The sequence below is a fragment of the Streptomyces sp. NPDC043427 genome (assembly GCF_056436655.1).
The window spans coordinates 101,286-120,944 of sequence record NZ_JBWKCC010000005.1; the positions used below are offsets into that span (position 1 = coordinate 101,286).

Annotated in this window: 19 protein-coding genes; 4 read left to right on the plus strand and 15 right to left on the minus strand. The window is 71.3% G+C overall.

Going from position 1 to position 19,659, the window contains the following annotated elements; genetic code table 11:
* Positions 1-135 precede the first annotated feature (135 nt).
* Positions 136-1,620 (minus strand): MFS transporter, encoded by a 1,485-nt coding sequence (locus tag AC067M_RS12435; protein WP_478696968.1) that lies wholly within the window; start codon positions 1,618-1,620, stop codon positions 136-138.
* An 85-nt stretch (positions 1,621-1,705) separates the two neighbouring features.
* On the opposite strand from AC067M_RS12435, the gene AC067M_RS12440 reads away from it, so the two are divergent.
* Positions 1,706-2,113: a MarR family winged helix-turn-helix transcriptional regulator gene (locus AC067M_RS12440; RefSeq protein WP_478696969.1), complete on the plus strand. Its 408-nt coding sequence runs from the start codon at positions 1,706-1,708 to the stop codon at positions 2,111-2,113.
* 17 nt (positions 2,114-2,130) lie between these two features.
* Here the strand turns inward: AC067M_RS12440 and AC067M_RS12445 are convergent, their stop codons facing one another.
* The 13 genes from AC067M_RS12445 to AC067M_RS12505 form a co-directional block, all read right to left on the minus strand.
* A complete protein-coding gene (locus AC067M_RS12445; protein ID WP_478696970.1) occupies positions 2,131-2,859 on the minus strand; it encodes a maleylpyruvate isomerase family mycothiol-dependent enzyme in 729 nt (242 codons plus the stop codon).
* Positions 2,860-2,942: 83 nt separating this feature from the next.
* Entirely contained in the window at positions 2,943-4,031 is a 1,089-nt protein-coding gene (locus tag AC067M_RS12450; protein WP_478696971.1) for an S-(hydroxymethyl)mycothiol dehydrogenase, read from the minus strand.
* 3 nt (positions 4,032-4,034) lie between these two features.
* Positions 4,035-4,916, minus strand: a complete 882-nt coding sequence (locus AC067M_RS12455; protein WP_478696972.1) for a 3-hydroxybutyryl-CoA dehydrogenase — start codon at positions 4,914-4,916, stop codon at positions 4,035-4,037.
* Entirely contained in the window at positions 4,913-6,139 is a 1,227-nt protein-coding gene (locus AC067M_RS12460; protein ID WP_478696973.1) for an acyl-CoA dehydrogenase family protein, read from the minus strand. Before AC067M_RS12460 ends, AC067M_RS12455 begins: the two co-directional genes overlap by 4 nt.
* Before the next feature lie 24 nt (positions 6,140-6,163).
* Entirely contained in the window at positions 6,164-7,282 is a 1,119-nt protein-coding gene (locus AC067M_RS12465; RefSeq protein WP_478696974.1) for an alcohol dehydrogenase catalytic domain-containing protein, read from the minus strand.
* 97 nt (positions 7,283-7,379) lie between these two features.
* Positions 7,380-8,873 carry a class I adenylate-forming enzyme family protein gene (locus tag AC067M_RS12470; protein ID WP_478696975.1) on the minus strand — a complete coding sequence of 498 codons (1,494 nt, stop codon included), beginning with the start codon at positions 8,871-8,873 and terminating at the stop codon, positions 7,380-7,382.
* On the minus strand, positions 8,870-10,120 hold the full coding sequence (locus AC067M_RS12475; RefSeq protein WP_478696976.1) for an NAD(P)/FAD-dependent oxidoreductase: 1,251 nt from the start codon (positions 10,118-10,120) through the stop codon (positions 8,870-8,872). The genes AC067M_RS12470 and AC067M_RS12475 overlap by 4 nt, the downstream gene beginning before the upstream one ends.
* Positions 10,117-10,440 (minus strand): 2Fe-2S iron-sulfur cluster-binding protein, encoded by a 324-nt coding sequence (locus tag AC067M_RS12480; RefSeq protein ID WP_478696977.1) that lies wholly within the window; start codon positions 10,438-10,440, stop codon positions 10,117-10,119. The genes AC067M_RS12475 and AC067M_RS12480 overlap by 4 nt, the downstream gene beginning before the upstream one ends.
* Positions 10,441-10,463: 23 nt before the next feature.
* Positions 10,464-11,663, minus strand: a complete 1,200-nt coding sequence (locus tag AC067M_RS12485; protein WP_478696978.1) for a cytochrome P450 — start codon at positions 11,661-11,663, stop codon at positions 10,464-10,466.
* Positions 11,660-12,190: a cupin domain-containing protein gene (locus tag AC067M_RS12490; protein ID WP_478696979.1), complete on the minus strand. Its 531-nt coding sequence runs from the start codon at positions 12,188-12,190 to the stop codon at positions 11,660-11,662. The genes AC067M_RS12485 and AC067M_RS12490 overlap by 4 nt, the downstream gene beginning before the upstream one ends.
* Before the next feature lie 186 nt (positions 12,191-12,376).
* The gene (locus AC067M_RS12495; RefSeq protein ID WP_478696980.1) at positions 12,377-12,919 is read right to left on the minus strand and encodes a MarR family winged helix-turn-helix transcriptional regulator; all 543 of its coding nucleotides are present in this window, start codon (positions 12,917-12,919) and stop codon (positions 12,377-12,379) included.
* 35 nt (positions 12,920-12,954) lie between these two features.
* Positions 12,955-13,803 (minus strand): fumarylacetoacetate hydrolase family protein, encoded by an 849-nt coding sequence (locus AC067M_RS12500; protein WP_478696981.1) that lies wholly within the window; start codon positions 13,801-13,803, stop codon positions 12,955-12,957.
* Positions 13,800-14,381 (minus strand): carboxymuconolactone decarboxylase family protein, encoded by a 582-nt coding sequence (locus AC067M_RS12505; protein WP_478696982.1) that lies wholly within the window; start codon positions 14,379-14,381, stop codon positions 13,800-13,802. Before AC067M_RS12505 ends, AC067M_RS12500 begins: the two co-directional genes overlap by 4 nt.
* A gap of 81 nt (positions 14,382-14,462) precedes the next feature.
* Here AC067M_RS12505 and AC067M_RS12510 point away from each other — a divergent pair, with 81 nt between their 5' ends.
* The 3 genes from AC067M_RS12510 (at position 14,463) to AC067M_RS12520 (ending at position 18,236) form a co-directional block, all read left to right on the plus strand.
* Positions 14,463-15,368, plus strand: coding sequence for a VOC family protein (locus tag AC067M_RS12510; RefSeq protein ID WP_478696983.1), 906 nt, complete (start codon positions 14,463-14,465; stop codon positions 15,366-15,368).
* Positions 15,369-15,619: 251 nt separating this feature from the next.
* Positions 15,620-17,191, plus strand: a complete 1,572-nt coding sequence (gene paaZ, locus AC067M_RS12515) for a phenylacetic acid degradation bifunctional protein PaaZ (RefSeq protein WP_478696984.1) — start codon at positions 15,620-15,622, stop codon at positions 17,189-17,191.
* 61 nt (positions 17,192-17,252) lie between these two features.
* A complete protein-coding gene (locus AC067M_RS12520) occupies positions 17,253-18,236 on the plus strand; it encodes an aminoglycoside phosphotransferase family protein (RefSeq protein WP_478696985.1) in 984 nt (327 codons plus the stop codon).
* Positions 18,237-18,240: 4 nt separating this feature from the next.
* Here the strand turns inward: AC067M_RS12520 and AC067M_RS12525 are convergent, their stop codons facing one another.
* Positions 18,241-19,572, minus strand: a complete 1,332-nt coding sequence (locus tag AC067M_RS12525) for a Gfo/Idh/MocA family protein (protein WP_478696986.1) — start codon at positions 19,570-19,572, stop codon at positions 18,241-18,243.
* Positions 19,573-19,659 lie beyond the last annotated feature (87 nt).

The following is a 19,659-nucleotide window of genomic DNA, read 5'->3' on the forward strand; positions in this document are numbered from 1 at the left end:
TCCCCCCTCCCCCCCCCTCCCTCCCCCCCCCCCTCCCCTCCCCCCTCCCCCCCCCCTCCTCCCCCCCCCCCCCCCCCCCACCCCCCCCCCCCCCCCCCCCCCCCCCACGGTGGGGAGGCGTCCCCCGAGTCGCGTTCAGTCGCCGACGGCGACGCGCTCCGCCTCCTGGGGGGTGGACTTGGCGACCACCACGGAGGCCTGCGGGCGACGGGTGCGCAGTCCCGTGAGGGAGATCAGCAGCCCGGCGACGGCGATGCCCGTGGCGACCATGAACCCGGGCCGGTAGCTGTCGAGGACGGCCTGCGGGGTCGGGTCCGAAGGGGCGCCCGCGGTCACCACCGCCGTGACGACGGCCAGGAAGATCGCGCCGCCCACCTGCACGGAGGTGTTGAGCAGTCCGGAGACCATGCCCTGCTCGTGGTCGTCGACGCCGTTGGTGGCCTGGATGTTGAGCGACGGGAAGACCAGGGCACAGGCGGCGCCGATCAGCAGCATGCTCGGCAGGATCACCGCGGCGTACACCGGGTCGAGGTCGACGCGCAGGAACAGTGCGTACCCGAGGACCATGAGTGCGAAGCCGCCCGCGATCAGCCGCTGGGTGCCGAACCGGTCGACGATCGCGCCCACCTTCGTCGACGACACCGCCACCAGTGCGCCCGCGGGCAGGAAGGCGAGCGCCGTGTGCAGCGCCGACCAGCCGAGCAGCGACTGCATGTAGAGCGTCGCCAGGAACTGGAAGCCGACATACGAGCCGAAGAAGGCCATCGCGCCGAGCTGCGCGCGGATCTGGCTTCCGGAGCGCAGCACGCCGAGCCGGATCAGCGGTCCCGCCGAGCGTCGCTCCACCAGGACGAACACCGTCAGGAGCGCGGCCACCGCGAGGAAGGACAGCAGCGTGCGGGCCGACGCCCAGCCGGCCTCCGGTGCCTGGACGACGGTGAAGACCAGCAGCAGCATCGAGGCGGTGCCGAGGATGGCGCCGGGGACGTCGTAGCCGTTGTGGTCCTTCTCCCGTTCGCTGCGCGGCAGCAGCTTCAGACCGGCGACGAGCGCGATCAGGGCGATGGGGGCGGGCAGCAGCATGGTCAGGCGCCAGCTGGCCTCGGTGAGCAGGCCGGACAGCACCAGGCCCATGGAGAAGCCGGTGGCCGCGCAGGTGGTGTAGATGGAGAGCGCGCGGTTGCGCAGCGGGCCCTCCGGGAACGTGGTGGTGATGATCGACAGGCCGGCCGGTGCGGTGAAGGCCGCGCTCAGGCCCTTGATGAAGCGGCTGGCGATCAGCAGCGGACCGGAGTCGACGAGCCCGCCGAGCAGCGAGGCCAGCGCGAAGACGCCGAGCGCGATCAGGAAGACCTGGCGGCGGCCGAGCAGGTCGGCGGTGCGTCCGCCGAGCAGGAGCAGACCGCCGTAGCCCAGGATGTAGCCGCTGACGATCCATTGCAGCGTCGAGGTCGACAGACCGAGGTCGGAGCCGATGGACGGCAGGGCGACGCCGACCATCGACACGTCCAGCGCGTCCAGGAACATCGCGGCGCAGAGCACCAGCAGGGTGCCCCACAGTCGGGGGGTCCAGCGAACCGTCGAGGACGGTGACGCGGGGGTGGTGAGCGGAGAGGTCATGCGGAAGACACTACATGCGCATGCATTGGATGCAAACGCATTTAATTCCGATGCAACAAAGTCGCTTTTCTGCTACGGTGCGCCCATGGCGGCGAAGAAGGCCGAGCAGGCGCTCGTGGACCAGTGGCGGGACATCCTGTCGCTGCACGCCCGCACGCACTGCGAACTCGACCGTGCCCTGCACCAACACGGCCTGTGCGGCAGCGACTTCGAGGTGCTCGACGTCCTCGCCGAGGGCTCCACGTCGGACGGCGCGTGCAGCAGCTACCGCGTCCAGGAGATCTCCGAGCGCGTGCATCTGAGCCAGAGCGCGCTGTCCCGGCTGATCGCCCGGCTGGAGAAGGACGGTCTCGTCGAGCGCGGGATGTGCGCGGAGGACCGCCGAGGCGTCCGCGTGTCACTCACCGGGAAGGGGCGTGCGCTGCACGGCGAGGTGCTGCCGGTACAGCGCGCGGTGCTGACCCGGATGCTGGCGGGCGAACAGACCGGCTGACCGCCCGCCGATCTCGGTCAGATCGCCGACGTCTCCCGCCAGAACGCGGCCAGCGAGGCGTCGCCCGTCACCGTGGGAATCGGCACCCGGTTCCACAGCGCCAGGTACAACTGCTCGGCAGGACCGGACAGTTCGCATTCGGCGTCCCCGGACACGCCCCGGGTGGCGGCAGGCGGCTCGGACGTCAGCCGTACGGTCCACACCGCGTCCGCGTCCGTGACGCGCACCCGCAGCACCCGGGGTTCGTCCGTGCGGACCCGGCTCTTCTGCCGGGCGTGGAAGCCGCGCAGCAACTCGTCGATACCGTCCACCGCGAAGTCGGTGCCGATCGGATGCGGCGGACCGGCGAGCGCCGACTCGGCGTCGTAGCGGTGCACCGCCGTCTCGTGCGCCTGCCGCCGTGCCCAGAACGCCAGGGGCGAAGGGGCCGGCAGGAAGGCCCAGCACTCCGTGTCGGACGGCGCGGCGGCCAGGGTGTCCACGAGATGGCGGTGGCTGTCCCGGTACCAGGCCACCAGCTCGGGGCCGTCGACGTCCGGGGCGTCACCCAGCGGCCGGGGCGAGGTGTGGCCCTCGGCGACGAACCCCGCCGCCCAACGGTGGACGGCGCCCGTGTGGCGCAGCAGATCCCGCACCTGCCACTCCGGGCAGGTCGGCACCTTGGCATCGGTCCCGGCCTGCGCGGCGGCCGCGGCCAGCCACTGGCCCTCCTGGTCGAGGACCTCGACGAACTCGGCAGTCTCCATGGGGGAGAGTCTGCCTGATGGAGTGCGGTCGAAGGCCAGCGCTTTTTCCGTGACCACGCTCGTCCTTCAGTGGCCGCTTGTGATCACAGCACCACCACCGAACGCAGCACGTCGCCGTGGTGCATCCGCTCGAACGCCTTCTCCACCTGGTCGAGCTGGATCGTCTCGGTCACGAACGCCCCGAGGTCCAGGCGGCCCTGGAGGTGCAGGTCGATCAGCATCGGGAAGTCCCGGCTCGGCAGACAGTCGCCGTACCAGGACGACTTCAGGGCGCCGCCGCGGCCGAACACGTCCAGCAGCGGGAGTTCGAGCTTCATCTCGGGAGTCGGTACGCCCACCAGGACGACCGTGCCCGCCAGGTCGCGGGCGTAGAAGGCCTGCTTGTAGGTCTCCGGGCGGCCGACCGCCTCGATCACCACGTCCGCGCCGAACCCGCCGGTCAGTTCACGGATCGCCTCCACCGGGTCCGTCTCGCGCGAGTTGACCGTGTGGGTGGCCCCCATCGTGCGGGCGGTCTCCAGCTTGTGGTCGTCGATGTCGACGGCGATGATCCTCGCCGCGCCCGCCAGGTTCGACCCGGCGATCGCCGCGTCCCCGACACCGCCGCAGCCGATGACCGCGACCGTGTCACCCCGGCCGACATCGCCGGTGTTGATCGCCGCGCCGATGCCGGCCATCACCCCGCACCCCAAAAGCCCCGCCACCTGCGGAGTCACCGACGCATCGACCTTCGTGCACTGGCCGGCCGCGACCAGCGTCTTCTCCGCGAACGCGCCGATCCCGAGAGCCGGGGACAGCTCCTGGCCCGTCGAGGCGAGCGTCATCCGCTGCCTGGCGTTGTGGGTGTCGAAGCAGTACCAGGGCCGACCGCGCAGACACGCCCGGCACTGCCCGCACACCGCACGCCAGTTCAGGATCACGAAGTCACCCGGCGCGACATCGCTGACGCCCTCGCCGACCGACTCCACCACCCCGGCCGCCTCATGCCCGAGCAGGAAGGGGAACTCGTCGTTGATCCCGCCCTGCTTGTAGTGCAGGTCGGTGTGGCAGACGCCGCATGCCTGGATCTTCACCACGGCCTCGCCCGGCCCCGGGTCGGGGACCACGATCGTCTCGACCCGTACCGGTTCGTCCTTCTCCGGTGCGATCACGCCGCGCACTTCCTGCGCCATGGGTCAGTGGCCTTTCTCGGAGTAGTCGTGGAAGCCGCGCCCGGACTTCCGGCCGAGCAGCCCGGCCTCCACCATGCGCAGCAGCAGGGGTGGCGGGGCGTGCAGCGGGTCCTTGAAGTCGGCGTACATGGCTTCGGCGATGGCGGTGAGGGTGTCCAGGCCGATGAGGTCGGCCAGACTCAGCGGGCCCATGGGGTGGGCGCAGCCGAGGACCATCCCGGTGTCGATGTCCTCCGCGGAGGCGAAGCCGGACTCCAGCATCCGGATCGCGGAGAGCAGGTAGGGCACCAGGAGGGCGTTCACCACGAAGCCGGCCCGGTCCTGAGCGCGGATCACCTTCTTGCCGAGTACCCGGGTGACGAAGTACTCCGCGCGGGACTGGGTCTGAGCGCCCGTCAGCAGAGACGGCACGATCTCCACGAGCTCCAGCACCGGGACCGGGTTGAAGAAGTGCACCCCGATCACCTGCTGGGGCCGGGTGGTGGCCATACCCAGCTTCATGATGGGCAGCGAGGAGGTGTTCGACGCGAGCAGCGCGTCCTCCCGGGCGACGACCTTGTCGAGTGTGGCGAACAGCTCGACCTTCACCCGCTCGTCCTCGGTCGCCGCCTCCACCACCAGGTCCCGGTCGGCCAGGTCCGCCAGATCGGTGGTGACCCGTACGCGGGCGCGGGCCGCGTCACGTTCCGCGCCGGAGAGCTTGCCGCGCCGTACACCGCGGTCCAGCGAGGCGGTGAGCCGGGCGCGGCCGGCCGTGGCCGCGCCCTCACTGACCTCATGGACGACGACGTCAAGACCGGCCCGGGCGCACACCTCGGCGATGCCCGCGCCCATCAGGCCGCAGCCGACGACTCCCACCCTGCGAATCGGGTCCGCCGCGCTCATCGGAAGGCGGCCTCTCCCGTCAGGGCCTGGCCGATCATCAGGGTGTGCATCTCGACGGTGCCTTCGTACGTCAGGATCGACTCGAGGTTGTTGGCGTGCCGGATGACCGGGTACTCCAGCGAGATGCCGTTCGCGCCGAGGACCGTGCGGGCCGTGCGGCAGATCTCCAGCGCGGTACGGGTGTTGTTGAGCTTGCCGTAGCTGACCTGCTCGGGGCGCAGACCCCGGTCGTCCTTGACACGGCCGAGGTGGAAGGCCAGCAGGGTGCCCTTGTCGAGTTCGAGGGACATGTCGGTGAGCTTGGCCTGCGTCAGCTGGAAGGAGCTGATCGGACGGCCGAACTGGACCCGGTCGCCCGCGTAGGCCAGGGCCGTCCGGAAGGCCGAGCGGGCGGCGCCCATCGCGCCCCAGGCGATGCCGTAGCGGGCCTCGTTGAGACAGGACAGCGGGCCGCGCAGCCCGCGCACCTTCGGCAGCACGGCGGATCCCGGCAGCCGTACGGAGTCGAGGACGAGCTCGCTGGTCACCGACGCCCGCAGCGACATCTTGTGCTTGATCGCGGGCGCCGAGAAGCCGGGGGTGTCGGTCGGGACGACGAAGCCACGGATGCCGTCGTCGGTACGGGCCCACACCACCGCGACGTCGGCGACCGACCCGTTGGTGATCCACATCTTGCGCCCGTCGAGGACCCAGTCTCCCCCACTCTCGGCTCCGCTCGAGCGGGAGGTGCCCCCACCGTCCCGTCTGGCGGCGGTGCGCATGCTGCCCGGGTCGGAGCCCGAGTCGGGTTCGGTGAGCCCGAAGCAGCCGATGGCGGTGCCCGCCGCGAGACGGGGCAGCCACTCCTCCTTCTGCTCCTCGGACCCGAACGCGTGGATCGCGTACATGGCCAGCGAGCCCTGGACCGAGACCAGGGAGCGCAACCCCGAGTCCGTGGCTTCCAGTTCGAGACAGGCGAGCCCGTAGTCGACGGCGCTCATCCCCGCGCAGCCGTAGCCCTCCAGGTGCATGCCCAGCAGGCCGAGCTCCCCGAGTTCCTTGGTGAGCCCGCGGATGTCCTCGATCTCCCCCCGCTCGAACCATTCCGCGATATGCGGTTCCACGCGCCGGTCGCAGAAGGTGCGGACGGCGTCGCGCACGGCCCGCTCGTCCGGGGTGAGCAGGCTGTCGAGTTCGAGGAGGTCGAGGGGATCGGCCGGTCGCCCGGCGTGCTGAGCGTGCATCTGGGTCTCCAAACAGGGGGGTGGTCAGGCCGTGGCCGTCGGGCTGATGATGAAGTTGCTGAAGCCGCCGTTGCGTCGGGCGATTCCGCCGATGGCCTCGTTGACCTGCTCCAGCGGGAACACCTGGTGTTCCAGCGGGCCGAGGTCGAGCAGTCCCGCCTCCACCAGGTCGGCCATGGCCTGGCCCTCACCGGAGGTGAACCACGCCGATCCGATGAGCCGCAGCTGCTGGTCCATCATCCGGTGGATGTCGATGGGCAGGTCACCGGCGACGGCGCCGATGTTCACCGCGATGCCGCCGCGCGCCATCGCCCGCATGCCGGCCAGGAAGGTCTCGTGCGGTGCGCCCGGGCCGAGCGCGTCGATGTAGATGTCGGCGCCGTAGCCGTCCGTCTCGTCGCGGATCCAGTCGTCGAGCGGGCCGTCGTCGAGGGAGCGCAGGTTCAGCCGGCCGCCCGCCAGTTTGCCGACCTGGTCCAGCAGGCCCTGGTCGCGGCCGGTGCCGTAGACGTGGGTCAGACCGAGGGCGGGCGCGAGGAGGGCCGCGCCGATGCCGAGGGTGCCGCTGATGCCGTTGATCAGGATCGTCTTGCCCGGTCCCGCGCCCGCCTTGCGCAGCGCGGAGTACATCGTGCCGAGGTAGCCGAAGCGGGCGGCCGCCTCGAAGGACAGGTTGTCGGGGAGCCGCACCAGGGAGTAGGCGGGCGCCACCATGTACTCGGCGAGGCCACCCTGGTAGCGGTCGAGCAGGTCGATCGCGGTCGGAGAGAAACCGAAGTACCCGGCGAAGGCGTAGCTGGCGCAGTTGATCGAGTCGTTGTTGCGACACGACCGGCACGACCCGCAGGAACGGCCCGGGTTGACGTACACCCGGTCTCCCGGCTTGAACGCCTGGACGCCCTCGCCGACGGCCTCGACGACGCCCGCCGGGTCCAGGCCGAAGATCGCGGGGAGGGTGGGCAGCGGGCTGTGCGGGAACCAGGTCGTCCACATGTTCAGGATGTTGGCGAGGTTCGGGACGATGTTGACGGCGTGCACGGCCACACGGACGTCGCCGGGGCCCGGCTCGGGAACGGGCAGATCCTCGAGCTTCATCGGCTCGCCGACGTGGTGCATCCGCGCGGCTCGCATGGTCGCACTCATGGCCTCTCCTTGGGGGTGGGTGGTGGAAACGACGCCGGGGGTGCCGACGGCCGTCTCGGACGCGTGGGGGGAGAGAAAAACGTGGGTGGGGGTAGGGTCAGTCGTCGAGCAGGTTCGACAGCCGGGCCCGCTGGAGCTTGCCCGTCGCCCCGCGCGGCAGGGCCGGTACGACACACAGCCGCCGTGGCCACTTGTGCCGGGCGAGCCTGCCGTCGAGGTGGGCGCGGATGGCGTCCAGATCCAGGGCCGGGGCGCCGGTCTCCGTGACCATGAACGCGGTCACGACCTCGCCCCAGACCGGGTGCGGCGCCCCGGACACGGCGACCTCGACGACGGCCGGGAGGTCGGCCAGCGCGTTCTCGACCTCGGCGGGGTCGACGTTCTCGCCGCCGGTGATGATCGTGTCCTTGACCCGTCCGACGACCTCCAGCCGTCCCCGCGGGTCGATCCGTCCCCGGTCGCCGCTGTGGAACCAGCCGTCGGGGTCGGTGGCGGGCCGCGGCCCTACGGCGGTCCAGTACGCGGAGGCGACGGACGGACCCCGGACCCAGATCTCGCCGGGGGCACCGTCCGGGGCGGCCGCGCCCGTCTCGTCCACGATCCGCAGCTCGACGTCCGGCACCGGCGGGCCCGCCGAGGTGGCCGGCTCTTCCGCGTCGGCGGAGTCGGGCACGTCCGCCGCCGAGTACGTCACCCCGGCGCTGGTCTCCGTCAGACCGTAGGAGTTGACCACCCCGATGCCGTGCCCGTGGAGCAGCGCCCGCGTCGCCGTCTGGGCCGGCGAGCCGCCGGAGAGGATCCACCGCAGGGTGCGCGGCTCGCCGGCGCCGAAGCGGGGATGCCGGGTCAGCAGCGCCGTCATGGCGGGGACCGCGAAGGCACAGGTCACCCGGTGGACCCGGACGAGGTCCAGGAACAGATCCGGGTCGAACCTCGGCGCCAGGACGACGGTCCCGCGCCGCGCCCAGGTGTACTGCGGGAGTCCGCCCAGTACGGCGACGTGGGCCAGCGGCGTCGACACGAGGGCGACGTCGTCCTCGCCGACGGGCAGCCGGGACAGCCCGCCCACCATGCTCCAGTGCAGGTTGGCGTGGGTCAGCGCGACGCCCTTGGGACGGCCGGAGGTGCCCGACGTGAATGCGATGATCGCGGTGTCGGAGTCGGCCGGCGGTTCGAGGTCGAGCCCGTCGACCGCTTCCTCCCCGCGCAGGTCGTCCCAGGTCAGGCGCACACCCGGCACCTCGTCCGCGCCCGGGAAGTGCTCGTCGGCGACGACGGCGCACGGCGAGGTCTCCGCGCAGAGGACGGCCAGTTCGCCGGCCGTCACCTGCGGATGGACGGGGACCAGGACGGCTCCCATCCGGGTCACCGCGAACAGCGTGATCAGCGCCTCGGGGCGGGCCGCCCCCTGCATCACCACCCGGTCGCCCCGGCACACCCCGGACTTCTCCAGGCGGGCGACGGTACGGCGGACGGCCAGGTCCAGCTCGGCATAGGTCCAGGACCGGTCGGTGAAGACCAGGGCGGGACGGGATCCCGCCTCGGCCGCACTGGTCACCAGATGGGCCCCGAACCAGGAGGTCGCGCTCATGCCCGCACCTCCGCCTTGCGTCTGGCGCGGGCGAGCGCGCCGAGGGTCGAGCCCGCGAGGTCCACGGCCCGTACCGGCGTGTCCCGCTCCAGCAGACGCCGGGCGGCCAGGTGCTCCGCGGGCCAGTTCAGCGTCTCCACAGCCACCAGCCGGTCGGCGCGGAAGGCGTACGCGGCGAGCCGTTCCGGGGAGCCGCCCGTCACCAGGCGCACGGTGTCGGAAGGGGCGCGCAGTCCGGCGATCTGCAACTTGATGTCACCCTGGTCGCTCCAGAACCACGGCAGGCTCGTGTACGCCGACGGCGTGACCGCACCGCCGATGCGACGGCCCACCAGCGCACCCTGGTCGGTGGCGTTCTGCACGGACTCCAGGCGCACCAGCCCGTCCGCGTGCGGGTGGGGATGGCGGGCGCAGTCGCCGACGGCGGAGATCCGCGGGTCGCTGACCGACCGGAGCTGCTCGTCCACGATCACTCCGTCGTCCACGGCCAGGCCGGCGTCCCGCGCCAGCTCGTCCCGGGGGGAGGCACCGATGCCGTAGACCACGAGGTCGGCGGGGAGCGTGCCGTGGTCCGTGACGACCCGGCGCACCCGGCCCCGCGTGCCCTCGATCGCCCGGACGGCCGTCCCGGTCAGGACGCGGACCCCGCTGCGTTCGTGGCGGTCCCGCAGATGCTCCTGGAGCTGTGGTGAGACGGCCCGACTCAGGAGCCCGTCGGCCAGCTCGACGACGGTGACGTGGGTGCCGCGCGCGGCGGCGACCTGGGCGAGTTCGAGGCCGATGAACCCGCCGCCCACGACGACCACTTCCCGGGCCGTCGTCAGCGCCCGGCCGACGGCCAGGGCGTCGTCGAGGGAGCGCAGGGCGTGCACGCCGGTCAGCTCGGCGCCGGGGACGGGCAGCGGGCGGTTGCGCGCGCCGGTCGCCAGGACGAGGTGGCTGTACGGGACACTCGTGCCCGTGGAGGTGAGGACCGTACGGGCGGCGGGGTCGAGCGCGACCACGTACTCGCCGAGGCGCAGGTCGATGTCCCGCTCACGGTAGAAGGAATCCGGCACCAGCTCCACGCGGACGCCGTCCGGCTCGGTGTGGGCCTTCTTGGACAGCGGTGGGCGCTGGTACGGCAGGTGGGGCTCGTCGGTGAAGACGGTGACCGGGCCGTCGTGGCCCGCCCCGCGCAGGGCCGACACGACGCTGAAGCCGGCCTGTCCGCCGCCGACCACGACCACGCCCGCCTTGCTCGTCATACCTGCTCCTCGGGCACGTGCACGACCAGGCCGTCCAGCCCGTCGGAGAGCTGGATCTGGCAGCTGAGCCGACTGGTCGGCCGGCGTTCGGCGGCGGTGAAGTCCAGCATCTCGTCCTCGACGTCGTTCGGCGGCCCCGCGAGGTCGCTCTGCCGGGCGTCGACGTAGACGTGGCAGGTGGCGCAGGCGGCGTTGCCGCCGCACTCCGCGACGATGCCCGCGACGCCGTTGGACACGGCCGCCTGCATCAGCACCGTCCCCGACGCGGCCGTGACCTTGTGTTCGCTCCCGTCGGGCAACTGGAAGATGACGGTTGGCATGAAGTCCTCCCGGTGGGAGCGGCTCAGGCTGCTTGCCAGGTGACGTGCAGCGAGGTGAGTCCTCGGAACACCCAGCCCTCCACGCGGTCCTCCGGGTCATGGGCGAGACGGAGTCCCTTGAGGCGGCTGAAGACGAGGGGCCAGGCGATCGCGCTGACCTCGTGGCGCGCGACCCACGCGCCCATGCAGAAGTGCGGGCCGCCGCCGAAGGCGAGGTGGGGGCGGTGGGGGCGGTCGACGTCGAACTCGTCGGCCCGCTCGAAGACCGAGTCGTCCCGGTTCCCCGAGGCGATCACCAGGGCCACGCGGCTGCCGGCGGGCAGGGTCACCCCGGCGATCTCGTAGTCCTGCGTGAGCTGGCGCGGATACATGCCGATCGGCGAGATCCAGCGTGCCGTCTCCTCGAACACCCGCTTCCACAGCGCCGGGTCCTTCGCCACCCGGTCGAGGACCTCGGGGCGGCGCAGCAGCGCCCAGGCTCCGACGCTGAAGACGTCACGCGGCTCGTTGACACCGCCCCCGATGATGACCTTGACGTTGTTCTGGATCTCGGTGAGCGCCACCGGCTCCGGGGCGTTGACCATCGAGGAGATGACCGAGCCGTCGGGCTCGCGCAGGGCGGCCTCGGCCATCTCGGCCACCGCATCCTCGATCGCCCGGGTGGCCCGCTCGGCGCGCAGCCAGATGTCGGGGTCGTCGGCGTAGTTGCTGTTCCCGGCCATCATGGCCCGCGACCAGTCGGCGACGTCGTCGGCGCTCGTGTTGCGCAGGCCCAGGACCAGGGCCAGGTTGGCGGCGGCGAGCGGCTCGGCGAAGTCGGCGATCAGGTCGGCCTCGCCGCGGTCGGCGATCCGGTCGAGCAGCTCGTGCGCGGTGCGCTCGAAGGCTCCGGCCCACAGGTCGCGCACCTGGCGGGGCCGGGTGGGCGGCTCGGCCGCGGCCCGCAGCCGCCGGTGCTCAGGGTCGTCCTCGCGCAGCATGTTCGGGCCGACGGTCCGCAGCAGCAGCGAGCCCTCCTCGCGGGAGGAGAACACCTCAGGCAGCTTCTCCGCGTGGACGATGTCGTCGTAGCGGGTCAGCAGGTGCCGACCGACCGAGGGGACCCAGGCCAGCGGAGCGGTGCGGCGCAGCTCCGCGTAGGCGGGGTAGGGGTCGCGGCGCAGTTCGGCGAGGTCGAGGTCGACCACGGGGGCGCCGGGCGCCGCGGTGGTCAGGGGGCTCATGAGGTGCCGCCCGCGCCCATCAGGACGAAGAACATCGTGGCGGGCTCGGTGCCGTTGTTGCGCCAGGCGTGCCGGGTGGCGTTCTGCACGACGATGTCGCCGGGCTTGAGCACCGCCGTCTCGCCGCCGTCGAGGTCGAGCACGATCTCGCCGGTCAGGACCACTCCGTAGTCGACGGTGGGGGTGGTGTGCATGCCGGGGTTGTCCGGCTCGAAGAGTTCAGCGAGGCCGGGGGAGGCCTCCAGCTGCTCGGCCGCCGCGGCGGCGGGGTTGTAGTCCGGGTCGGCGTAGACGCTGCCCGGCGGGAAGGTGACGGTCAGCGCCACCGTCTCGCCGGGGGCGGGCACGAAGTTCTTCAGGGACTCCGTCGGGTCGGCCGACGGGGTGGCGGGCGCCGTCGTGTTCCACACCACGGACCGGGCGAAGCCGGGCGTGTGGGTGAACTGAAGGGTGCGGGGCGGCTCGCCGTCACTGACGATCACGGGCTTGCCGCTCGGGCTGACACCGGTGACGACACGACGGACCATGACTCATCTCCTTTGGGGGAACCGACGGCGGGGGCGTCAGGTCGAGGGTGGCTGAACGCTAAAGCGCCTTGGGAAAATTGGTTAGAGATCTGACGGTAAAAGTTCTGACGATGTTCGGGATGTCGGCGACCGGCGCTCATGCGTGAGGTGCGCCGACCGGCGCTCAGGGGGAGAGGCGGCCGGTGATCAGTCCTCGGCCGGGGTCTCCTGGTTGACCAGAGTACGCAGCAGATGCACCAGCTCACTGAGCTGGTCGTCACGCAGGACGCCGGTCCAGGCCCGCTCCCGCTTCGTCTGCGCCTCGATGGCCCGGCGCAGCGTCTCAGTGCCTTCGGGGGTGAGCTCGACCGTCAGCTGGCGGCGGTCGGACTCCACACGTTCACGGGTGACCAGACCGCGGCTCTCCAGGGTCGCCAGCGCGCTGGAGATGCTCGCCCGCGTCGACCCGGAGACCCGTCCGATGTCCTGCTGGGCGAGCGGTCCGTACACCCACAGGGCGTTCAGGATCCGGAAGCCCGCCCAGGTCAGGCCCAGTGGCCGGTGGACGTGCTTCTCGAAGTCCTTCGTCAGCCGGGCTTCGAGGCGGGTGAGGTCCGTGACCATCTCGATCGCGTCGAGGTCCCTGGGGTCGGTCGTGCCCAGCTCGCGGTGGTGGTGGCGCAGCAGCTCCGAGAACTCCCGGGTCCGGCTCGCGCCCGTGGCCTCCGGTTCGCGCACGGTGTCCGTCACGATGTCCCACCCTTCCTGGTCCGGCCGTACCGGTGTCAGCCGGCGACGACCGGGTTGACCATAGTTCCCACGCCCGTGACCTCGGTCCGCAGGACCTTACCCTCGCTCAGGTACAGCCGCGGAGTACGGCGGACCCCGCAACCGGCGGGCGTCCCGGTGAAGATCAGGTCGCCCGGCTCGAACGTCACCCGCTTCGACAGCCAGGCGATCAGCTGGGGCACGCTGAAGATGAGGTCCGAGGTGCGGCCCCGCTGCACCTCCAGGTCGTCGACCCAGCCGGCCACCTCGATGTCGTCCGGGTCCTCGAACTCGTCGACCGTCACCAGGTACGGGCCGATCGGGCTGAAGGTGTCGTACGACTTCGGCAGCGTGAACTGGTTGATCGGTTTGCGCCACTGCTCCTTGCGGTCACTGATGTCCTGACCGGCGGTGACGCCGGAGACGTAGGACCAGGCGTCGGCCTCGGAGATGTTCTTGCCGGTCCTGCCCATGACGACGACGAGCTCGGCCTCGTAGTCGACCTTGTCGTACCGGGCCTCCACCACGACGGAGTCGTACGGCCCGATCACGGACGAGGCGAACTTGGCGAAGACCGACGGCTCGTCCGGGACGGGCAGGTTGGACTCCTCGGCGTGCGCCCGGTAGTTCAGCGCCACGCCGATCGCCTTGTACGGCTTGGCGACGCGCCCCAGGTCACGCTGATCGAATGCCTTCCAGTCGGCGTCCGCGGCGCGCTCGGCGAGGGTGCGCAGTTCGTCGTGGAGCGAGAGGTCGGACAGGACCTCCAGGCGCGGCTCGATCGCTCCCTTGCTGGCGTCCGCGATGTCGAGGACGCGGTCGTCGCGCACGACGACGGGCCGGCCGGCGAGGTTGGCGAGCTTCATGCGGGCACTTCCTTGAGATGGACGGGTCGGGGGAGGGGCAGTGCGAGGTCGCCGTCCGTCCTGACCCCGAGGGTGTTGATGACGGTGGCGATGGTGAGGTACTGGCCGACGGTGTAGAGGACGTCGATGATCTGTTCGACGCCCAGCCGCGACTCCAGCCGGCCGAACAGCTCGTCGTCGACACCCTGGTGTTCGACCAGCGAGTCGGTGGCGGCGAGCAGGTCCTGGTCGAGCTCGTCCAGCCCGTCCCACGCGCCGGTCGCGGCGGCGAGGATCGTGTCGTCGTCGAGACCGGCGCGGCGGGCGATCCGCACGTGCTGGTCCCACTCGTACGCGGCCTGCGCCCGGGCCGCGATCCGCAGGATCATCAGCTCCCTCGACCTCGGCGGCAGGGTGTTCTTGCCCAGCACGTGGTTGCTGAAGACCAGGAAGCGGCGCAGCGCGTCCTCGTGGTGCGCAAGCGTCGCCCAGATCGTGTAGATCCGGCCGTCCTGGTCGCGGTACGGCGCCAGCGACGCCAGTGTCTTCTCCTGCAGGTCGGCCTCGTCGACGGGCCGTACCCGGGCTTTCTCCGGCATCGGAGACCTCCTCGGCTCGATGACGTCAACGTATTCGTATGACCCTTGACCGTCAAGGGTCTAACAAATATCTTCGTCGTCATGACGATCCAGAGCCTTGGTTACGTAGGGATCGGAACCCCCGATCCGGCAGCGTGGGCGCAGTACGCCCGGAGCGTGATAGGCCTCGCGGTCGAGCCGGTCGAGCCGGTGGACCCGCCCGGGCCCACAGCCCCCGTCCGCTATCGCCTGCGCATGGACCAGCACCCCTTCCGCATGTGGCTCACCGAGGCACCGAAGGGCGGCGTGACGGTCATCGGCTGGGAGGTGCGCGACGCGTCGGCGATCGACGAGGCGACGGTGCGCCTGAAAGAGGCGGGCGTCGACGTCACCGTCGGCACCGAGGAGGAGTGCCGCGAGCGCCAGGTGGCCCGGATGGTGCACTTCACCGGCCCCGTCGGCATCCGCACCGAACTGTTCTGCGGCCGCCGCCTCGCCGAGAGCCAGTTCGTCTCACCGCTGGGCGTGGACTTCGTGACGGGCGACCAGGGCCTCGGCCACGTCGTGCTGAAGACCCCGCACGTGCAGGAGGCCCTCGACCTGTACTGCGACGTCCTGGGCTTCCGGCTCAGCGACACCGCCGACTACCCCTGGGGCACCTTCCACTTCCTCGGCTGCAACCCGAGACACCACAGCATCGCCTTCGTCCGCTCCTACAGGAACGAGGGCACCCACCACATCCTGTGCGAGGTGACCACCCCCGAGGAGGTCGGCCGTGCCCTGGACCGGACGCGCGAGCACGACGTGAAACTGATGGCCACCCTCGGCAAGCACTCCAACGACGGGATGTTCTCCTTCTACATGACCTCACCGGCCGGCTTCGGCATCGAGATCGGTGCGGGCGGTGTGCAGGTCGACGAGAGCACCTGGGTCAGCCGCGTCTACACCGCCGACGTCTGGGGCCACCACCCGGTCGACCAGGGCCTGTCCGGCGGATCATGCCGCTGACGCGGGGCCTGGCGCGCCCAGCTGCCGCGTTGTCGTCGGTTGCCGACTCCCCCACGCACGGCTGCGCTCGCGCGGGAGGGGCCCCATCGCGTCGCCGCCCTCCTCCGCCTTGCAGCAGGACGCTCCAGGCCCCGCTCACCTGCGCCAACTCGTTGCCGCCGCTATCCCGCGACCTGATCCGCCGGACAGACCCCTAGCCCGTCTCCCCGCCGAGTTCCGCACCGCCCCCTCGACGAAAGTGGTCGTATCCCATGCTCGAAAGCTACTTGCAGGACACCTGGGTCACCCCGACGGCCACCGACGACGCGGCCGACGTACGCGACGCGGTCACCGGCGAGACGGTCTGCCGTGTCTCCTCCGCGGGACTCGACCTCGCCGGGGCGTTCGACCACGCACGGCGCGTCGGCGGCACGGCGCTGAGCCGGCTGACCTTCCACCAGCGGGCCGACCTCCTGGACGCGCTGGCGGTGGCGGTCCGCGCCCGCAGGGAGGAGCTGTACGCGCTCTCCGCCCGCGCGGGAGCCACCCCGGTCGACGCCCGCTACGACATCGATGGCGGCATCCGTGTCCTGCGCGACTACACCGGCCGCGCCCGCACCGAACTCCCAGACGCGCCCCACCTCATCGAGGGCCCCGCAGAACGCCTCGCACGTGGCGACGACTTCCTAGGCGTCCACCTCCGCACCCCGTCACCGGGCCTGACGCTCCAGGTGAACGCCTTCAACTTCCCCGTCTGGGCGCCCCTGGAGAAGCTGGCCCAGGCGGTGCTGGCGGGCCTGCCCTCGGTGGTGAAGCCGGCGACTCCCACCGCGTACCTCACCGAACACCTGGTCCGGATCATCACCGACGCCGGGGTCCTGCCGCCCGGGGCCCTGCAACTGGTCGTGGGCTCCGTCCGTCCGGCGCTCGACCTGCTCCGCGAACAGGACGTGCTCTCCTTCACCGGCTCGGCCGCCACGGCCGAGACACTGCGCACCCACCGCAACCTGGTCTCCCGCTCCGTCCGCTTCAACGCGGAGGCGGACTCCGTCAACGCCCTCGTCCTGGCCCCCGACGTACGGCCCGGGTCACCACTGTTCACCGCGTTCGTACGCGAGGTCGTCACCGAGATGACCGTCAAGGCGGGCCAGAAGTGCACCGCGATCCGCCGCGTCCTGGTTCCCCGGGAACATGAACTCGCCGCCCTGGACGCGATTTCGGCGGAACTGGCCGGGGTCGTCATCGGCAACCCCGCCGCGGACGGCGTCCGCATGGGCGCCGTCGTCAGCCTCGCCCAGCGTGACGACGTACGCCGGGCCGCACGCCGTATCGCCGAGTCCGGCCGCTTCGTGCACGGCGACCCCGACAAGGTGCGGGTGGTCGACGCCGACCCGGAGCAGGGCGCCTTCCTCGACACGCTGCTCATCTCGGCGGACCCGGACGCCTCGGCGCCCCACGAGGTCGAGCCGTTCGGCCCGGCCGCCTCCGTACTGGCGTACCGCGACACCGCACACGCGGCGGACCTGATCGCCCGTGGCCGCGGCAGCCTCGCCGCGTCCCTGGTGAGCGACGACCTGACCTGGACGACCGGCTTCGTCCGCCGGGCGGCGCCCTGGCACGGGCGGCTGCACCTGCTGGACTCGACGAACAAGGACCAGACGACCGGCCACGGCTCACCGTTGCCCGCCCTGCGGCACGGAGGCCCGGGGCGCGCGGGAGGCGGCTCGGAGATGGGCGGAATCCACGGTGTGCTGGACCTGATGCAGCGGACGGCACTCCAGGCGTCGCCGCGGGTGCTGGAGTCGCTGGGCGGGAATTCGGAGGCCGTCCGACCGGTCCGGTGATATTGCTGTTGTCGAACCACCCACCAGTGGCCGTCAGTTCGACAGCCGGAGAGGCACTGAGATGCGGAGCGCAGCAGCCGATCACATCGCGGAGACCTATGCGCTCGGCACCGGAGCCTGGACGGTCGCACCTGTCACACGCGGCGCGTTGGGGCAGATCTGGAAGCTGACCGGGAACGGCTCCGCATGGGCCGTGAAGGAACTGCTCTTCGGCTGCGACGAGGAGCAGGTCCACCGGGAAGCTGCGTTCCGCAACGCCGCGGAGGAGCTGGGGATCTCCTCGCCCCGGCTCTTCCCGAACAGCGAGGAGGCATACGTCTCACAGCTCCCCGCCGCGCTGGGCGGTTCCTACGTGAAGCTCTACGACTGGGTGGACGGAGCAGAGGCGGACGCTTCCCGTCCGGAGATCCTGGACTGGTGCGGCCGGACCCTGGCACTCCTCCACAGGGCCGGGGCGGGCGCGACCGAGGCACCGAACTCCTGGTACGAACATTGCCCCGAGGACGCCGACTGGGGGAAGCTGCACGATGCGGTACGCCGGGAAGACATGCCGTGGGCGGACGAGCTCGACCGCTTCATCGCCACGTCGGCGAAGCAGTTGGGACGCCACGTCACTCCGTCCGGCCCTGGTGATCTCGTGACGTCACATCTCGATGTGCAGCCCCAGAACGTTCTGGTCGGTCCGGCCGGGCCGCTCCTCCTCGACTGGGACAACACCGGGCCCATAGCGCCGGAACGCGAACTCGCTCATGTCGTGTATGTGTGGGCCGGGCGAAACCACTTCCACGCCGACTCCGCCCGGCGGATCGTGCGTGCGTACGTGGGCGCCGGAGGCCCGGCGGCCATCAAGGGCCTGGACGCGTTCTCGATGCTGTTCGCGACCGCCGTCAACTACGTTTACGTACAGGCCGAGTGCGCTGTCGATCCCACCGTGACGGCCGCGCAGCGCAAGTTCGCGAGCGAGCAGGCCGTCGCCTCCCTGCGGAACCCGCCCGAGCTGAAGGCCGTCTCCCGACTGGCGGAAGCCATCGAGGGCGAGTGGTGACGTCTCAGAGCTCCAGCAGGTCCCGTGTCCGCACCGGAAGGCCCGTCTCGAACGAGCGGTTCGCGGCGAGCCCCGTGACCAGGGAGAGGGCGCCGTCGCCCGCGTCGGCCGCGCGGTGCAGGGGGTCCGGAGCCCGGGTGCCGAACAAATCCCGCAGCATGCGTACGTCACCGCCGCCGTGCCCGCCCTCGCCGGTCGCGACCTTGATCTCACGCGGCTCCTCCCAGAAGCGGCGCAGCAGCAGTTCGGTGCGTCCGGCGGTGTCCTCGACCTCGGTGCCGTGCAGGACGGCCTCGGAACCGTCGGCGCGTACCCGGGGCCGGGCCCACGTCGACTCCTCCACCAGCAGTTCCAGGCGCCCCTCGCTGCCGTTGAAGGCGATCCGGTAGCCCTCCCACGGGGAGTACGCGGTCAGGTGGTACGTGAGACTGGCGCCCGTGGCGTACCGGACCAGCACCGCCATGTCGTCCTCGATCGTCACCCCGGGCCCGAACACGTTCTGGTCGCGGTGGTAGCCGTCCTCCGCCTCCGCCTCCAGGTACAGCGCGCTGAGCACGGGCGAGTCGGCCAGGCGCAGGGCGAAAGGGTCGGTCTCGGCCGCCGGGGAGCCGTGGGCGCGGTCGTAGTCACGGGCGAGGCCGCGGCGCCGGCCGGCTTCGTCGCCGTAGAAGAACAGGCCGCCCTGGGCGTAGACCGTCTCGGGACGTGTGCCGAGCCACCAGTTGACCAGGTCGAAGTGGTGCGTGGACTTGTGCACCATCAGGCCGCCGGAGTTGGCCTTGTCGCGGTGCCAGCGCCGGAAGTAGTCGGCGCCGTGGCGCAGGTCCAGCAGCCACTCGAAGTGCACCGAGCCGACCTCGCCGATCCCGCCGTCCGCGAGGAGTTCCCGAACGGCCGAATGCACCGGGTTGTAGCGGTAGTTGAAGGCGACCCTGACCTCGCGGCCGGTGCGCCGCCGCGCGTCGAGGATGCGGCGGGCCTTGTCGGCGTCCGTCGTCATGGGCTTCTCGGTGACCACGTCGCAGCCCGCTTCGAGGGCCCGCACGATGTAGTGGTCGTGGGTGCGGTCCACCGTGCACACGACGACCAGGTCCACCTGTTCCCGGCGCAGCATCTCGTCGAAGTCCTCGGCCGCGTACGCCGCTACGGAGGCACGGCCCGGACGCGCGTCCGCGAGCCAGGCGTTGTGGACTGCCATCCGGTGGGAGTTGACATCGCAGAAGCCGACCAGCTCGTACCGGTCCGCGTAGGGCCCGGCCAGCGCCTCGACGAACAGCCCGGCGCGGGCGCCCAGTCCGACCACTGCGGCTCGGCGGCGTGCGGTGTGGGGGGTCATGCAGGTCTCCGTTCAATCGGGGGACGGCGCCCGCGGGCAGCGACAGTACCTAGAATCCGCTGAACAAGGGCAGGGGAGGGGTCCGTG

What these genes read in the sequence shown, in the direction of transcription:
- AC067M_RS12510 (WP_478696983.1), top strand. Translation starts at nt 14,463, where the DNA reads ATGACGATCCAGAGCCTTGGTTACGTAGGGATCGGAACCCCCGATCCG.
- AC067M_RS12440 (WP_478696969.1), top strand. Translation starts at nt 1,706, where the DNA reads ATGGCGGCGAAGAAGGCCGAGCAGGCGCTCGTGGACCAGTGGCGGGAC.
- AC067M_RS12455 (WP_478696972.1), bottom strand. Translation starts at nt 4,916, where the DNA reads ATGAGCGCGGCGGACCCGATTCGCAGGGTGGGAGTCGTCGGCTGCGGC.
- AC067M_RS12475 (WP_478696976.1), bottom strand. Translation starts at nt 10,120, where the DNA reads ATGACGAGCAAGGCGGGCGTGGTCGTGGTCGGCGGCGGACAGGCCGGC.
- AC067M_RS12525 (WP_478696986.1), bottom strand. Translation starts at nt 19,572, where the DNA reads ATGACCCCCCACACCGCACGCCGCCGAGCCGCAGTGGTCGGACTGGGC.
- AC067M_RS12520 (WP_478696985.1), top strand. Translation starts at nt 17,253, where the DNA reads ATGCGGAGCGCAGCAGCCGATCACATCGCGGAGACCTATGCGCTCGGC.
- AC067M_RS12485 (WP_478696978.1), bottom strand. Translation starts at nt 11,663, where the DNA reads ATGAGCCCCCTGACCACCGCGGCGCCCGGCGCCCCCGTGGTCGACCTC.
- AC067M_RS12450 (WP_478696971.1), bottom strand. Translation starts at nt 4,031, where the DNA reads ATGGCGCAGGAAGTGCGCGGCGTGATCGCACCGGAGAAGGACGAACCG.
- AC067M_RS12490 (WP_478696979.1), bottom strand. Translation starts at nt 12,190, where the DNA reads ATGGTCCGTCGTGTCGTCACCGGTGTCAGCCCGAGCGGCAAGCCCGTG.
- AC067M_RS12445 (WP_478696970.1), bottom strand. Translation starts at nt 2,859, where the DNA reads ATGGAGACTGCCGAGTTCGTCGAGGTCCTCGACCAGGAGGGCCAGTGG.
- AC067M_RS12460 (WP_478696973.1), bottom strand. Translation starts at nt 6,139, where the DNA reads ATGCACGCTCAGCACGCCGGGCGACCGGCCGATCCCCTCGACCTCCTC.
- AC067M_RS12480 (WP_478696977.1), bottom strand. Translation starts at nt 10,440, where the DNA reads ATGCCAACCGTCATCTTCCAGTTGCCCGACGGGAGCGAACACAAGGTC.
- AC067M_RS12435 (WP_478696968.1), bottom strand. Translation starts at nt 1,620, where the DNA reads ATGACCTCTCCGCTCACCACCCCCGCGTCACCGTCCTCGACGGTTCGC.
- paaZ (WP_478696984.1), top strand. Translation starts at nt 15,620, where the DNA reads ATGCTCGAAAGCTACTTGCAGGACACCTGGGTCACCCCGACGGCCACC.
- AC067M_RS12500 (WP_478696981.1), bottom strand. Translation starts at nt 13,803, where the DNA reads ATGAAGCTCGCCAACCTCGCCGGCCGGCCCGTCGTCGTGCGCGACGAC.
- AC067M_RS12465 (WP_478696974.1), bottom strand. Translation starts at nt 7,282, where the DNA reads ATGAGTGCGACCATGCGAGCCGCGCGGATGCACCACGTCGGCGAGCCG.
- AC067M_RS12470 (WP_478696975.1), bottom strand. Translation starts at nt 8,873, where the DNA reads ATGAGCGCGACCTCCTGGTTCGGGGCCCATCTGGTGACCAGTGCGGCC.
- AC067M_RS12505 (WP_478696982.1), bottom strand. Translation starts at nt 14,381, where the DNA reads ATGCCGGAGAAAGCCCGGGTACGGCCCGTCGACGAGGCCGACCTGCAG.